The organism is Nocardia sp. A7 (assembly GCF_046549215.1).
In the GTDB taxonomy this organism is placed as follows: domain Bacteria; phylum Actinomycetota; class Actinomycetes; order Mycobacteriales; family Mycobacteriaceae; genus Nocardia.
On record NZ_JAJPWE010000003.1, the window covers coordinates 424638 to 438114 of the forward strand.

The 13477-nt window shown below is 66.9% G+C and carries 14 protein-coding genes; 5 read left to right on the plus strand and 9 right to left on the minus strand.

Translation table 11 applies throughout. The features are described from left to right. Positions 1–29: 29 nt before the first annotated feature. From rplW to rpsJ, 4 genes are read right to left on the minus strand one after another with little or no spacing between them, the layout of a single operon-like run. Entirely contained in the window at positions 30–335 is a 306-nt protein-coding gene (gene rplW, locus ACLJPD_RS19925; RefSeq protein ID WP_067448314.1) for a 50S ribosomal protein L23, read from the minus strand. Continuing rightward, a complete protein-coding gene (gene rplD, locus ACLJPD_RS19930) occupies positions 332–1006 on the minus strand; it encodes a 50S ribosomal protein L4 (RefSeq protein ID WP_410874002.1) in 675 nt (224 codons plus the stop codon). Before rplD ends, rplW begins: the two co-directional genes overlap by 4 nt. Beyond that, positions 1003–1668, minus strand: a complete 666-nt coding sequence (rplC, locus tag ACLJPD_RS19935; protein ID WP_266296847.1) for a 50S ribosomal protein L3 — start codon at positions 1666–1668, stop codon at positions 1003–1005. The genes rplD and rplC overlap by 4 nt, the downstream gene beginning before the upstream one ends. A gap of 14 nt (positions 1669–1682) precedes the next feature. Further along, positions 1683–1988: a 30S ribosomal protein S10 gene (gene rpsJ, locus ACLJPD_RS19940; protein ID WP_040804197.1), complete on the minus strand. Its 306-nt coding sequence runs from the start codon at positions 1986–1988 to the stop codon at positions 1683–1685. A gap of 582 nt (positions 1989–2570) precedes the next feature. Here rpsJ and ACLJPD_RS19945 point away from each other — a divergent pair. The 4 genes from ACLJPD_RS19945 to ACLJPD_RS19960 all read left to right on the plus strand — a co-directional run bounded on the left by ACLJPD_RS19945 (position 2571) and on the right by ACLJPD_RS19960 (position 6416). Beyond that, a complete protein-coding gene (locus ACLJPD_RS19945) occupies positions 2571–3047 on the plus strand; it encodes a hotdog fold domain-containing protein (protein WP_410874004.1) in 477 nt (158 codons plus the stop codon). Positions 3048–3112: 65 nt separating this feature from the next. Further along, the gene (locus tag ACLJPD_RS19950) at positions 3113–3991 is read left to right on the plus strand and encodes an ABC transporter ATP-binding protein (protein WP_410874006.1); all 879 of its coding nucleotides are present in this window, start codon (positions 3113–3115) and stop codon (positions 3989–3991) included. Then, positions 3988–5166, plus strand: a complete 1179-nt coding sequence (locus ACLJPD_RS19955; RefSeq protein ID WP_410874008.1) for an ABC transporter permease — start codon at positions 3988–3990, stop codon at positions 5164–5166. The genes ACLJPD_RS19950 and ACLJPD_RS19955 overlap by 4 nt, the downstream gene beginning before the upstream one ends. A 65-nt stretch (positions 5167–5231) precedes the next feature. Then, a complete protein-coding gene (locus ACLJPD_RS19960) occupies positions 5232–6416 on the plus strand; it encodes a lycopene cyclase family protein (RefSeq protein ID WP_410874009.1) in 1185 nt (394 codons plus the stop codon). 51 nt (positions 6417–6467) lie between these two features. On the opposite strand, the gene ACLJPD_RS19965 is transcribed toward ACLJPD_RS19960, so the two are convergent. From ACLJPD_RS19965 to ACLJPD_RS19975, 3 genes are read right to left on the minus strand one after another with little or no spacing between them, the layout of a single operon-like run. Then, a complete protein-coding gene (locus tag ACLJPD_RS19965) occupies positions 6468–7310 on the minus strand; it encodes an ABC transporter permease (protein WP_410874011.1) in 843 nt (280 codons plus the stop codon). Next, on the minus strand, positions 7307–8110 hold the full coding sequence (locus ACLJPD_RS19970; protein ID WP_410874013.1) for an ABC transporter permease: 804 nt from the start codon (positions 8108–8110) through the stop codon (positions 7307–7309). The genes ACLJPD_RS19965 and ACLJPD_RS19970 overlap by 4 nt, the downstream gene beginning before the upstream one ends. A 5-nt stretch (positions 8111–8115) precedes the next feature. Continuing rightward, positions 8116–9117 carry an ATP-binding cassette domain-containing protein gene (locus tag ACLJPD_RS19975; protein WP_410874015.1) on the minus strand — a complete coding sequence of 334 codons (1002 nt, stop codon included), beginning with the start codon at positions 9115–9117 and terminating at the stop codon, positions 8116–8118. A gap of 313 nt (positions 9118–9430) precedes the next feature. Here ACLJPD_RS19975 and ACLJPD_RS19980 point away from each other — a divergent pair, with 313 nt between their 5' ends. Further along, entirely contained in the window at positions 9431–10924 is a 1494-nt protein-coding gene (locus ACLJPD_RS19980) for an aldehyde dehydrogenase family protein (protein WP_410874017.1), read from the plus strand. Here the strand turns inward: ACLJPD_RS19980 and ACLJPD_RS19985 are convergent. Then, positions 10910–12148 (minus strand): TetR/AcrR family transcriptional regulator, encoded by a 1239-nt coding sequence (locus tag ACLJPD_RS19985; RefSeq protein ID WP_410874018.1) that lies wholly within the window; start codon positions 12146–12148, stop codon positions 10910–10912. The two genes, ACLJPD_RS19980 and ACLJPD_RS19985, sit on opposite strands and share 15 nt — an antisense overlap. 143 nt (positions 12149–12291) lie before the next feature. Next, the gene (locus ACLJPD_RS19990; protein WP_410874533.1) at positions 12292–13314 is read right to left on the minus strand and encodes an alpha/beta hydrolase; all 1023 of its coding nucleotides are present in this window, start codon (positions 13312–13314) and stop codon (positions 12292–12294) included. Positions 13315–13477 lie beyond the last annotated feature (163 nt).

Sequence of the window (13477 nt, forward strand, 5' to 3'; positions counted from 1 at the left end):
TTCTTCTCGCTTTCTGGAGTCCCAGGCGCTTACGCGACCGGTCCTCCGAAGATCTCGATGGGCTTGCTATCGGCCGAGAGGGTCACGAGTGCGCGCTTGGTGTCCTTGCGCTTTCCGTAACCGAATTTGGTCCGCTTGCGCTTGCCCTGACGGTTGGCGGTATTGACGCTGGTGACCTTGACGCCGAAAACCTTCTCGACGGCGATCTTGATCTGCGTCTTGTTCGAGTCCGGGTGCACCAGGAAGGTGTAAGTGCCTTCCTCGATCAGCCCATAGGACTTCTCCGAGATGACCGGTGCGAGCAGGATGTCGCGGGGGTCGGCGATGGTGCTCACTTGCTCTCCTCCTGGGCCGCCTCGGCGGGACCGTGAACGAAAGCGTTCAGGGCCTCGACGCTGAACACCACGTCGTCGCTGTTGAGCACGTCGTAGGTGTTGAGCTGATCCGGGGCGATCGGCAGCACGTTCTGCAGGTTCGCCACGCTCTTCCACGCGGCGACGTCCTCGCGGCCGACGACGACCAGGAACTTCTTGCGGCCCGAGAGCTCGGCCAGGAAGTCCTTGGCGATCTTGGTCGAGGGGTTCTGACCCGAGACCAGTTCGGTGATCACGTGGATGCGCTCGTTACGGGCCCGATCGGAGAGGGCACCGCGCAGGGCGGCGGCCTTCATCTTCTTGGGGGTCCGCTGGCTGTAGTCACGCGGCTGCGGGCCGTGGACGACGCCACCGCCTGCGAACTGCGGCGCACGGGTCGAGCCCTGACGGGCGCGGCCGGTGCCCTTCTGGCGGTACGGCTTCTTGCCACCACCGCGCACCTCGCCACGAGTCTTCGTGGAGTGGGTGCCCTGGCGAGCGGCGGCCAGCTGAGCGATGACGACCTGGTGCATCAGCGCGACGTTGGCGGTCACGTCGAAGATCTCCGAGGGGAGGTCGACGGTGCCTTCGGTCTTGCCGCCTGCAGCCTTAACGGTCAGCGTCAGATTGGCCTTCTTTTCGAGGCTGGTCATGCGTGCGCACCACCCTTCACGGCGCTCTTGACGATCACGATGTTGCCCTTGCGGCCGGGGATAGCACCCTTGACCAGGAGCAAACCGTTCTCGGCGTCGACCTTGTGAACCGAGAGGTTCTGCGTGGTGACGCGGTCGTTACCCATACGACCCGACATGCGCATGCCCTTGAACACGCGGCCGGGAGTGGCACAGCCACCGATGGAACCCGGGCGACGGTGCACAGCCTGCGCACCGTGCGAGGCGCCCTGGCCCTTGAAGCCGTGACGCTTCATGGTGCCGGCGAAGCCCTTGCCCTTGCTGATTCCGGTCACGTCGACGTAGGTGCCCTCTTCGAAGACATCAGCCGAGAGTTCCTGGCCGATCTCGAAGGTGGAGGCATCCGCGACGCGGATCTCGGTGACGTGGCGGCGCGGGGTGACACCGGCTTTGGCGAACTGGCCGGAAGTCGGCTTGTTCACCTTGCGCGGGTCGATGGCGCCGAAAGCGATCTGCACGGCCGAATAGCCGTCGCGCTCCACGGTACGAATCTGGGTGACCACGTTAGGGCCCGCCTTGATGACGGTGACCGGGACTACGCGGTTCTTCTCGTCGAAGACCTGGGTCATGCCGAGCTTGGTGCCCAGGATTCCGGCCTGGGGCCGATTCTTGTTGTCAGTCATGTCTCGAGTCCCCGTCACTGAATGTTGACGTCGACGCTGGCCGGCAGGTCGATGCGCATCAGCGCGTCAACCGTCTTCGGCGTCGGGTCGAGGATGTCGATGAGGCGTTTGTGCGTGCGCATCTCGAAGTGTTCGCGCGAGTCCTTGTACTTGTGCGGCGAACGGATGACGCAGTAGATGTTCTTCTCGGTCGGCAACGGCACAGGCCCGACCACACGGGCGCCGGTGCGGGTCACCGTTTCCACGATCTTGCGCGCTGACGCGTCGATCGCCTCGTGGTCATAGGCCTTGAGCCTGATGCGGATCTTTTGTCCCGCCACGCTAAGTGTCCTTTTCTCCGCTTTCCTTCGTGGTCACAGGAGCTAGCTCCCGCACCACCCTCAATTTGCACAGCCCGAACACAAGAAAGACGCCTCAGCGTGGTTTCCCACTAAAGACCCGCAACCAGGGCGCGCCAAAAGGCACTACCTGATCCTCGCCGCTGTTCATCTGTCATGGTTCTCCGGTCCACGCGGTCGGGCGTGTCGCCCTAACTCTTATTCTCCGACCCGGGTCAGTTGCTCACCATGGGCCGGAAGTGCGTGGTTCCGAACGTATCCACACCGGCGAACCGGCGAGATACAAACTACTGCTCCCCCTACTCAGGTCGTCCGCTCCGAGGGAGTCGGTCAATCCTGCGCAAGGCAACCCGAACAGTATGCACCATGCCGACGACGTCCTTCAAATCGGGGGTCATGAGGTATCGATCACGCCCTCGTAGGGGCTTCCACCTCGACCGCACCGCCGGCTGGGCTGTACCGAGCAATGGTAGCTGGCTCGTCGCCCCACCTGGGCACCGGAGGGTTGGCACCTGCCCCCCCGGCGGGCTACCGGACAACTTACTTTTGAGTAAGATAGTGCGCATGACACAGGAAACCGCGACCTACCGCGGCTGGAAGAAGCTGCCCGACAATCGCATCGGGCACGCACTGTTCTCGCTCGGCATGGTCGCCCGGGTCCCCTACTTCGGCACCGTGCTCCCCCAGGTGATTCGCCTGGAACCCGGCGTCTGCGAGGTGACCTCGCCGAAGTGGTTCGGCATCAACAACCACCTCGGCACCTTCCACGCGATCGCCGCGTGCAACCTCGCCGAGGTGGCGATGGGCATGCTCAGCGAAGCCACCGTCCCCACCACCCATCGCTGGATCCCCAAGTCGATGAACGTCCGATACCTGGCCAAGGCCGAATCCGGCCTGCGGGCGGTGGCGAAGCTCGACCAGATCCCCGACTTCGCCGCGATCACCACGGGCCAGGAACTGACGGTTCCCGTGTCGATCTACGACAAGGACGGCATCGAGGTCGTCCACGCCGACATCACCACGTGGGTATCGCCGCGTTGATTCCGGCCGGGTAACCCGTCGCATCGGTACGGTTGTGGGCAGTCATTCCGAGGATGGGGAGTCCGATGCTGGAAGTCGCCCAACTGACGCGGCGGTTCGGGGACAACGTCGCTGTCGACAGTGTGTCGTTCGCTGTGCTGCCCGGTGCGTTGACCGGCTTCGTCGGCGGGAACGGAGCGGGCAAGACCACCACGATGCGAATGATCATGGGGGTCTTGGCCGTTCAGTCCGGCGAGGTCCGGTGGGACGGGCGGCCGGTGACCGAGCTGGATCGCCGCTCCTTCGGGTACATGCCAGAGGAGCGGGGGCTCTATCCCAAGCAACCGGTGCTCGATCAGCTCGTGTACCTGGCGCGCTTGCGTGGGCTGCCCGCCGACGAGGCGAAGGCGCGTGCCGAGAGCCTGCTGGAGCGGTTCGATCTGGGCGCGCGCGGCAAGGACAAGCTCGAATCGTTGTCGCTGGGCAATCAGCAGCGCGTGCAGATCGCGGCGGCGGTGATCGCGCAACCCACGGCGCTGATCCTGGACGAGCCGTTCTCCGGCCTCGATCCGCTCGCCGTGGATTCGATGGTGGAGTTGCTGCGTGAGTACGCCGATCAAGGTGTGCCGGTGCTGTTCTCCTCACATCAGCTGGATCTGGTCGAGCGGCTGTGCGATCAGCTGGTGGTGCTCGCCGCGGGCCGGGTGGTCGGGCAGGGCTCGGTCGACGAGCTGCGGTCGAGCGGTGGCTCGCGATACCGGCTGGTGCTCGACGGTGATGCGGGGTGGTTGCGGGAGTACCCGAGGATTCGTGTGGTCGAGAGTGCCGGGCCTGGCGTGTTGTTCGAGGTCGACGGCGCGGGCACCGATGGGGTGCTGAAGGAGGCGCTGTCGCGGGGGTCGGTGCGGGAGTTCGCCGAGGTGCGGCCGACGGTCGCCGAGATCTATCGGGAGGTCACGAAGTGAGCGGTCAGCGGGATGTGTGGCGGATCGTCGCGGCCAGGGAGATCGTGGTGAAGCTGCGCGATCGCAATTTCGTCGTCTCGACCGTGGTGACGATCGTGGCGATCATCGCGTCGCTGGCCGTCAGCGGATTCCTCAGTAGCAGGCCCGACAAGGTCGACGTGGCGATCGTCGGTTCGGACACCTCGGTCGTGGTCGACACGGCGAACAGCCTGGCCGCGGACGCGGACACCGACACCACCTTCACTGCGCGACCGGTCGCCGACCGGGCCGCGGTCGAGCAGCTGGTGCGCGAGGACGCGGTCGACGTCGGCCTGGTCCCCGCCGAGCCCACCGGGTGGCAGCTGATCGGGAAGACCGCCGAGGACGACAACGCCACCACCTACATCACCGCCGCCGCGCAGCAGATCGCTTTGCAACGCAATGCCGCCGCCGCGGGCGTCTCGCTCGAGGAACTCGGCCGCGGCGCGACGGTGACCTACGCCCTGCTCGAGCAGGGCGCGGTCGACCCCGGCCTGAGCAAGATCGTCTCGTTCGTCTTCGCGTTCCTCTTCTATCTGGCGTCGGTGCTGTTCGGTATGTCGATCGCGCAGAGCGTGGTCGAGGAGAAGCAGAACCGGATCGTGGAGATTCTGGCCAGTGCGATGCCGTTGCGGCAGTTGCTGATCGGCAAGGTCGCGGGCAATGCGGTGCTGGCGTTCTGCCAGCTTGCGCTGTTCGTCGGTGCCGGGTTGGCCGGTTTGGCGGTGACCGGCAAGGCTGCTCAGCTCGGCCAGATCGCCGGGGCCGCGGGCTGGTTCATCGTGTTCTTCCTCGTGGGCTTCCTCGCACTGGCCAGCCTCTGGGCTGTCGCGGGCTCGTTGGCCACCCGCAGCGAAGACCTCCAGTCCACCGCCACTCCCCTCTCGATGCTCATTATGATCGTGCTGTTCGCGGGCATCTTCCTCACCGGCACCGCCCGCGTGATCGCCTCCTACGTCCCGATCATGTCCATCGTCGCCATGCCGGGCCGCCTGGCCGAGGGCACCGCCGCCTGGTGGGAGCCCTTCATCGCACTGGCCGTGATGGCAGTGGCCACCTACGCCATCGTCGTCATCGCCGAGAGGATCTACCGGCGCTCCCTCATGCAGACCCAGGGCCGCTTGACGATGCGCCAAGCTCTGGCACTGGAGGACTAGCTCGAGGTGAGGACCGCATCACAGGGTCCTTGCGCGGTGACCGGTGCTGCGGATTGAATGCGGGCGTGAGCGTTGCGCGGGACTTCGATATCTGTGTGGTCGGGCTCGGCCCGACCGGGCGGGGGTTGGCGCATCGCGCGGCGGTAGCGGGGTTGCGCGTCGCGGCGGTCGATCCGCGGCCTGAGCGGCTGTTTCCGCCGACGTTCTCCTGCTGGGTGGACGAGCTGCCCGCGTGGCTGCCGGAGAGTGCGATCGCGCAGCGGATCGCGGCGCCGACGGTCTGGACCAAGGGCGAGCATCGGATCGAGCGGCCCTATTGCGTGCTCTCCAAGGCCGGTTTGCACGCGGCGTTGGCGTTGGACGACGCGACGGTTTTCGCGGACCGGGCGCGGCGGGTGGACGCGCACGAGGTGGAGCTCGCGGACGGGACGCTGATCTCGGCGGAGGCCGTGTTCGATACCCGGGGACTGCCGACACTGGGCAAGCGCAGGGCCGCGTCGGCGCACGGGATCTTCGTCGATGCCGAGACCGCGGCGCCGATGGTGACGGACGGCGAAGGGCTGCTGCTGGATTGGCGGCCGGAGAACGGGGCCGGTCCGGACGAGCCGCCGTCGTTCCTCTACGCGGTGCCGCTCGGGGACGGGACGGTGATCTTCGAGGAAACCAGTCTCGGGTTACGTGGCGGGATGCCGCAGCACGAGTTGCGCAGGCGCACGCTGACCAGGCTCGCGGCCCACGGCATCCGGCTCACCGGCAACGAACCGCACGAGGCCGCCCACTATCCGCTGGATCAGCGGCCACCGAAGAAGGGCACTGCTGTCGCGGTGCCGTTCGGTTCGCGCGGCGGGATGATGCACCCCTGCACCGGGTACAGCGTGGCCGACTCACTCGCGCTGACCGATACCGCCGTCGCCGCGGTACAGCGAGGCGAGAACCCGATCGCAGCACTCTGGCCGTGGCAGGCCAGGGCCGTGTACTGGATGCGGATGCGCGGGCTGTGGGGTCTGGGCCGACTCACCACCGCCCAGTCCATCGCCATGTTCGACGCCTTCTTCACCGAATCCGAACGCGGCCAACGCGCGCTGCTCTCGGCGCACGACGACTACACCGCCCTGGGCGCGGTCCTGTTCAACACCGTGGCCCACACCTGGCCGTTCCGCTGGCGCTACGACCTCGTCGGCTGGACCAACCGCGACCGCTGGCTCGACTACCCCTTCGCGCCCGCCGACGCCGACTCACCTCGTCGATAACGCACTGATCGCCGCCACGACAGTTCGTGGCGGCGATCAGAATGCGGGGTCTCAGGACGACTCGGCGGCCTTCTTGTAGCCGACGATCGCCGGGTAGGCGAAGACCGCGACCATCCCCACCGTCCAGGCGACGGTCTTGAGCAGCGGTTCAGCGACCGGCCCACCGTAGGACAGCCCCTTCATCGCATCGATCGCGCAGCTCATCGGCTGATTCGCGACCACATCCTGCAGCCAGGTGGGATACGCGAAGACCGGAACGAAGCCGGTGTTGAAGAACATCAGCAGGGTGTTGAGGATGCCGATCAGGCTGATCAGCATCACGCCCTCGGTGATCGTGGCCAGCGCGGTCACCATCACCGCGAATCCGATGCCGAACAGCACCGGAACCAGCACCAGCGCGATATTGGCGAGCGGGTCCTCCATGAACAGGAACCCCAGCGGCACGGCGACGAGCAGCACGATCACCGTGGTGATCAGAATGCGCAGCATCTCGGCGAGCAGCCGCCCGGTCAGCAGCGAAGCCTTGTTCAGCGGCATCGTGTAGAACCGGCTGAGCAGCCCCGATGCCTTCTCCCGCTTGAACCCGAGCGCACTCACCACCGCGCCGGTCATGGCCGCGACCAGCGTCAGCAGCGCGGCCTGGCCGTAGATGCTCGGCGCGCCGGTGGCCGCGGTGATCGAGTCACCGAGCACGATGCGGAACATCAGCAGGGTCACCGCCGGGTAGGCGATGGTCTGGATGGTCGTCGACGGGTCGCGCAACCACACCATCAGCAGACGTTTGGTCTGGATGAGGCTGTGGGTGAACCACACCGACACCGAACTCTCCGGCTTGGCGTGCACCACCGGGAGCTCGGCCGCGGTCTCGACGGCGGCACTGTCGATTGTTGTCATGATCGCCTCACACTCGCCCACACGGCCAGTGGGAGGAAGAAGATGCTGAGCCCGCCGAGCCATGCCAGCGATACCCACGTGCCTGCCCAGCTCAGGTGACCCGCGGCCATATCGCTGAGGGTCTGGGCGAACTGGGAGATCGGCTGGTTGCGCGCGAACGGCCGCACCCAGGCCGGGAAGCTGGCCTCGGGCACGAACCCGGTCGACATCATGCCGAAGATCAGAATCGGCAGGGTGAGGGCCTGGCTGAGCGCTTCGGGGTTCTTGGTGAGGCTGCCGAGCGCGTCGGCGCCGAGCGTGAGCACCACGCCGACGGCCAGCGCGAACCCGCAGAACGCGAGCGCCTGCAACCACCCGCCGGTGAACCGGAAGCCGATCACATACCCGTAGCCGACGGTCGCGATCAGCGAGACGATCGACCGCACCATCCCCGCGCAGATGCGCGACAGGAGCGGAACCAGCGAACCGATCGGCATCGTCTGGAGTCGAGTACTCAACCCGGTGAGCGCCTCGAAAGCCGCGAGCTGCGCGTTCGACATCATCGTCATGGCCATCGTCTGCAGCACGACGATCGGCATCACGTACTGCGCGTAGTCGATGCCCTGGACCTGCATCACGTACCGCAAGGGCAGGTAGAAGGCCACGGTGACCACGAGCGGGGTGAGCACCGCGACGATCAGCTCGCCCTTGGTGGCCATGGTGTGCACGATGCGCCCGGTCAGCGCGCGCCACTGCGCGAAACTGCTCGGGCGCACAGCGGGAAGCTCGGCGAACAACGTGTTCGCCGCGGGGGTGGACACGCTCACTAGTGGCCGCCCGAGTGACCGGTGATCGACAGGAACACGTCGTCGAGCGAGGGGCGGCGCAGGGCGATGTCGGCCAGGTCGATGCCGGCGGCGTCGAGCCTGCGCAGTGCCTCGGCGAGGGTGGCGGCGCCGTCGGGCGCGGGGATCGACACCTTGTCGGCACCGTCGATCTCGGCGGCGACCGCGGCCGGGACCAGGTCACCGAGGGCCTTGACGGTCTGCGGGATGCGACTCGGATCGAGCGGAACGATCTCGCAGAAGCTGCCACCGGTCTTGGCTTTGAGCTCGTCGGCGGTGCCTTCGGCGATGACGGTGCCCTTGTCGATGACGATGATGTTGTCGCTGAGCACGTCGGCTTCTTCGAGGTACTGGGTGGTGAGCAACACGGTGATGCCCTGGTTCTTGAGCGCGGTCACCAGGTCCCACACGCCCTGCCTGCTGCGCGGGTCGAGGCCGGTGGTCGGCTCGTCGAGGAACACCACCTCGGGCCGAACGACCAGGCCGCAGGCGATGTCGACCCGGCGACGCATGCCGCCGGAGTAGTTGCGCACGGCCCGCTTACCCGCGCTGACCAGGTCGAACTCTTCCAGGAGCACCTCGGCGCGCTTGCGTGCGGCCGACTTGGGCAGGCCCATCAGTCGACCGAACAGCTCGAGGTTCTCCCGACCGGTCAGGTTCTCGTCGAGCGCGGCGTACTGGCCGGTCATCATGATCGAGCGACGCACAGCCGCGGCGTCGGTGAGCACGTCGTGCCCGGCGACAACGGCAGTGCCGGAGTCGGGACGCAGCAGCGTCGACAAGACCTTGACCATGGTGGTCTTGCCTGCCCCGTTGGGTCCGAGGATGCCCAGCACACTGGCCTTTTCGGCCTGGAAACTGATGCCCTGCAAAGCGTGCACGTCACCGAACGACTTGCGCACGTCGGACACCACCACCGCGGGTTCACTGTCGCTCGACGCGACGCCACCTGCGGGCGAATCCACTGAGATCGAACTCGGCATCAACTCTCCACCATCGGCCGGGTGCGCACGGCCCTGAACGAGACGAGCGCACGCGGAAAAATTCTTCCCGGTAAGTGATCCATACCGTTCGGCGCGATGTTACCGGTCCGACGGTTTCCCCGGCCCGGTCTGCGTTGACGTGCCCGGTTTATCGGGGCTTCGGGGTGTCGCGTGCCACACGTGGGCAGCGCAAGGGCAGTGCTCTGACCCTTGTCGGCCGGGCCTGGCACCCATACGCTGACCATCGGGGAAACACTCGTCTCACCGGCCCGCACGCGGGCGTGTTCGATCTTGTGGGGAGGTGACCATGGAAATGGCTTCTGCTGCCGTACCGACAGGTCGGTCCGATGTGCTCACGTCGTTCGATCCGCGCACCGGCGAACAGTTGGCGCAGTATCCCGTGCAGGGCACCGCCGAGGTCACCCGTGCGGTACGCACCGCCCGCGCCACCCAGAACTGGTGGGGTGAGCTGGATTTCGGTGAGCGCAAGCATCTGCTGCTCGACTGGCGTCGCCAGATCGCCCGCAACGCAGGCGAATTGGTGGAGCTGCTGCGCAGCGAGACCGGCAAGCCGGAGGCCGACGCCACCCTGGAAGTGATGCTGGCGGTGGAGAATCTGGACTGGGCCGCCCGCAATGCCGAGCGCACGCTTGGCCGAAAACGCCTGTCCACCGGCTGGTTCACCCGCAATCAGCACGCCTCGGTCGGCTATCTGCCACTCGGGGTGATCGGGGTGCTCGGCGCGTGGAACAACCCGGTTTTCACGCCGATGGGTTCGATCGCCTACGCCATGGCCGCCGGTAACGCGGTGGTGTTCAATCCGCACGGGCTCAGCACCGGTGTCGGCATCTGGCTGGCCGACAGCTGGGCCGCGGTGTCGCCCGAACAGCCTGTGCTGCAAGCGGTTACCGGGAATTGGCGGACCGCGACCGCCCTGTGCAAGGCCGAGGTGGACAAGATCGCCTACGCCGGACCGGAAGCGGGCGGACGCGAGGTGATCGCGCTGTGTGCCCAGTCGCTGACGCCGGTGGTGGTGGAGAACAGCGGCAAGGGCTCCATGATCGTGCACGTCGACGCGGTGCTCGACGCGGCCGCGGAGGCGGCGGTGTTCGGCGCGATGGCCAATGCCGGGCAGAACTCCTCGGGCATCCAGCGCTGCTATGTCGCCGATTCGGTGTTCGACGACTTCCTAGCCAAAGTGGCAGAGCGGGCGGCGAAGCTGCGTCCCGGCGCCGACAACCGCGCCTCCTACGGGCCGATGATCAATGCCACCCAGGTCGACGTGGTGCGCAGACAGGTCCGCGACGCGCTCGCGCACGGTGGGCACGCGGTACTGGGCGGCCTCGATTCGTTCCGCGACCCTTATGTGGAGCCGATCGTGCTGGCCGAGGTTCCCGAGGAGAGCATCGCGATCACGGGCGAAGGGATCGGCCCGGTGCTCGTGGTGAACCGGGTCACCGACCTGGCCGACGCTGTTACCCGGGTCAATGCGGCGGGCAACGGTATCGCCGTCACCATTTTCACCCTCGATATCCCGAGCGCGGAATTCATCGCCGAACAGCTCAAGGTGGGGGTGGTGACAGTGAATTCGTCGACCGCCTTCACCGGCATTCCCGCTCTGCCGTTCGGCGGTGTCGGCGAATACGGACAGGGGCACAGCCACGGTCAGCAGGGTCTGCACGAATACAGCCGCACGATGTCGATCGCCCGCAGGCGCTACCGTGGCCCCGTCCGACTATCGACCTTCGACCGTCGACCAGGGCATTTGCAGGCGGCGAAAGCGCTGTTCCGCTTACGTCGCGGGTGACCGGCCGCTGCCCAACAGCACCGCGTCGGTCAGCGCGGCGAGGCGGGCCAGCTGTTCGGGGCGCGAGTCGAAGCGCAGCAACCGGCCGACATCGATGATCTGGCCGACGGCGGCGTGCACGCGGAAGCGGGCCTCGATCGGGTCGCCGTCGAGCAGATTGGCCCATTCGAGGATGTTCTGCCGCTGGATGGCGCGCAGGCGATGCTGCTCGGCCTGCGGCAGGTTGCTGAACTCGGCGTAGTAGACCGGCATGATCTCGGGCGTCGCGAAGGTGAGGCGGGCGTGCTGGTCGGCGATGCGGCGGGCGGCGTCGGCGCGGTCCTCGCCCTCGGCCAGTGCCTCGCCGATGGCGACCGCGAGCCGGTCGGCGGTGCGATGGAAGGCGGCGGCGAGCAGGTCGGCCTTGCTGTCGAAGTGGCGGTACACGCTAGAGGCGTTGATGCCGACGGCGGCGCCGATCTCCTCGATGCCCGATTCGTGATAGCCGTTGCGGCCGAACATCCGGATCGCCTCGGTGAGCAGCTGTTCGCGTTTCGAGGTGACCGGCAGGCCTCTGGTCTGTTTGTCCGGCTCGACCTCGGCCGGGGCCGGTGGGAGCTCGGCGCGCACGATCGCCCATGCCATCTCGAGCTGCACCGCGAGCATGCGGCCGTGCGAGAGTGTGGTGCGGTGCGCGGCGATGCTGGCCAGCGAACTCAGCGCGCCGACCGCGAGCAGGACGCCGTCGTCCGCGCTCAACTCCGGCCGGACCTCGACGATCCGCGCGGCGACGTTCGCCTCGAGTTCGCGATAGAACGCTCGGATGCGTACCCGGTCCTCGCGCTCGAGGTAGCGGCGTTCCCAGCGGTAGAGCCCGGCCTCGCGGCGGATGTCGATATTGCGTTCGGCGACGGCGGTGAGCAGCGCGTCGAGCCTGGCTTCAGGGCTCAGCGACGGGTCGTCGGCCGCGGCGGCGACGTCGCGCAAACCCCGAGCGCCCTCCTCGGCGGCGGCGACGAGCAGCGCGTATTTGTTGGCGAAATGCCGGTACAGCGCCGGTCCCGAGATGCCGACCTCGGCGGCGATCTCGTCCACCCCGACCGGGTAGTAGCCGCGTGCGCTGAACGCACGGGCGGCGGCCCGCATGATCTGCATCTTGCGGTCCTTCGGCCTGCGGCGCACGACGCGGGCAGGTGCGGTCGTCGGCTCGCCGGCCTGTTCGGCCTCACTGCGATCGGCGACCATGCACTCACTTTCCGTTGCGCGAACCGGGTTGGTCCAGTCAACCTAAGTTAACCACAATTCGCAAACGTCGAGGGCAGGTCGCGGAAATGGAACCGCCTCGGCAGCGACGTGCTCGCTACCGAGGCGGTTCGAGAAAACCGGTGTTACAGGCCGAGCCCGCGGGCCAGGGTCGGCCACGACAGCTTCAGTTCGTCCTTCCAGTAGCCCCACGAGTGGGTGCCGCTGGGGCGGAAGTTGAAGGTGGCCGGGATACCCAACTCGTTGAGCCGGTTGGCCAGGTTGCGCGTGCAGAAGTTGGTGCCCGCCTCGATGACGCCACCGATCACGATCTGGTTGGCCAGGCCGTAGGCGCCGGGCAGCGCGTACGGGCCGTCGAGGGTGTCGTACGGGCCGGGCAGGCCGTTGCCGGTGGAGACGTAGAGATCCACGCCGCGCAAACCTTCGGCATTCACGTACGGATCGTTCTCGACCCACTCCGCCGAGCCCTGCGGACCCCACATGTTCATCGTGTCGCCGCCGCCCCAGGTCTCGACCGTGAGCTTCACGAACTCCGAACCGACGGGGTCGGAGGTCTGCGCGCAACCGCTGTACGCCGCGGCGGCCTTGTACAGGCCGGGCTTGGCGATCGGCAGCGCGAGCACGGTGGTGCCCGAGGTGGACAGGCCCGCGATGGCGTTCACACCGTTGGTGCCGAGTGCGCCGTCGACCAGCGGGGGCAGCTCCTCGGTGAAGAAGGTCTTCCACTTGTTGCGACCGACGACCGGGTCATCGGCGATCCAGTCGGTGTAGTAGCTCCATGCGCCACCGATCGGCTGGATGACGTTGACGTTCTTGTCGCTGAGGAACTCGAGCGCATCGGTCTTGGCCACCCACGACGCCGAATCCTCGCCGCCGCCCGCACCATTGAGCAGGTACAGGGTGGGGCGCGGGACCGAGGCGTCGGCGGGACGCTGCACGTCGACGATGATGTTGGAATCCATGGCCGCGGAGTACACGTGCAGCCGGAGACTGCGCGAATCCTTCACTTCGGCCTTGACGATCTTGGAGCCGTCCTCGGAGACCGGGTTGGCGAGCAGGCTCTTGGAATCGATGATCGGGTCAGCGGATGCCGGGCTCGTGCCGATGCCGGACATCAGTCCCGCCGCCACTGCCGTTGCCGCGATCATCGCCGCGGCTCTGGAGCCACGACGCCGGGTGGGCCGACGCATCAATTTCGCACCTTCGCTTCGTCTCGAATTCCGATTCGGTCCGTGCTCCCAACAGGGCACGAAGTTGCAACATGCCAGACCCTACGGGTTATCCGGTAGTTACAACAGGGGTAAATCGTTA

Bases quoted from the DNA above. Each gene is read 5' to 3' on its own strand.
- rplD (WP_410874002.1), bottom strand. From the start codon at position 1,006: ATGACCAGCCTCGAAAAGAAGGCCAATCTGACGCTGACCGTTAAGGCT.
- rplC (WP_266296847.1), bottom strand. From the start codon at position 1,668: ATGACTGACAACAAGAATCGGCCCCAGGCCGGAATCCTGGGCACCAAG.
- ACLJPD_RS19945 (WP_410874004.1), top strand. From the start codon at position 2,571: ATGACACAGGAAACCGCGACCTACCGCGGCTGGAAGAAGCTGCCCGAC.
- ACLJPD_RS19950 (WP_410874006.1), top strand. From the start codon at position 3,113: ATGCTGGAAGTCGCCCAACTGACGCGGCGGTTCGGGGACAACGTCGCT.
- ACLJPD_RS19965 (WP_410874011.1), bottom strand. From the start codon at position 7,310: ATGACAACAATCGACAGTGCCGCCGTCGAGACCGCGGCCGAGCTCCCG.
- ACLJPD_RS19975 (WP_410874015.1), bottom strand. From the start codon at position 9,117: ATGCCGAGTTCGATCTCAGTGGATTCGCCCGCAGGTGGCGTCGCGTCG.
- ACLJPD_RS19980 (WP_410874017.1), top strand. From the start codon at position 9,431: ATGGCTTCTGCTGCCGTACCGACAGGTCGGTCCGATGTGCTCACGTCG.
- ACLJPD_RS19985 (WP_410874018.1), bottom strand. From the start codon at position 12,148: ATGGTCGCCGATCGCAGTGAGGCCGAACAGGCCGGCGAGCCGACGACC.
- ACLJPD_RS19990 (WP_410874533.1), bottom strand. From the start codon at position 13,314: ATGATCGCGGCAACGGCAGTGGCGGCGGGACTGATGTCCGGCATCGGC.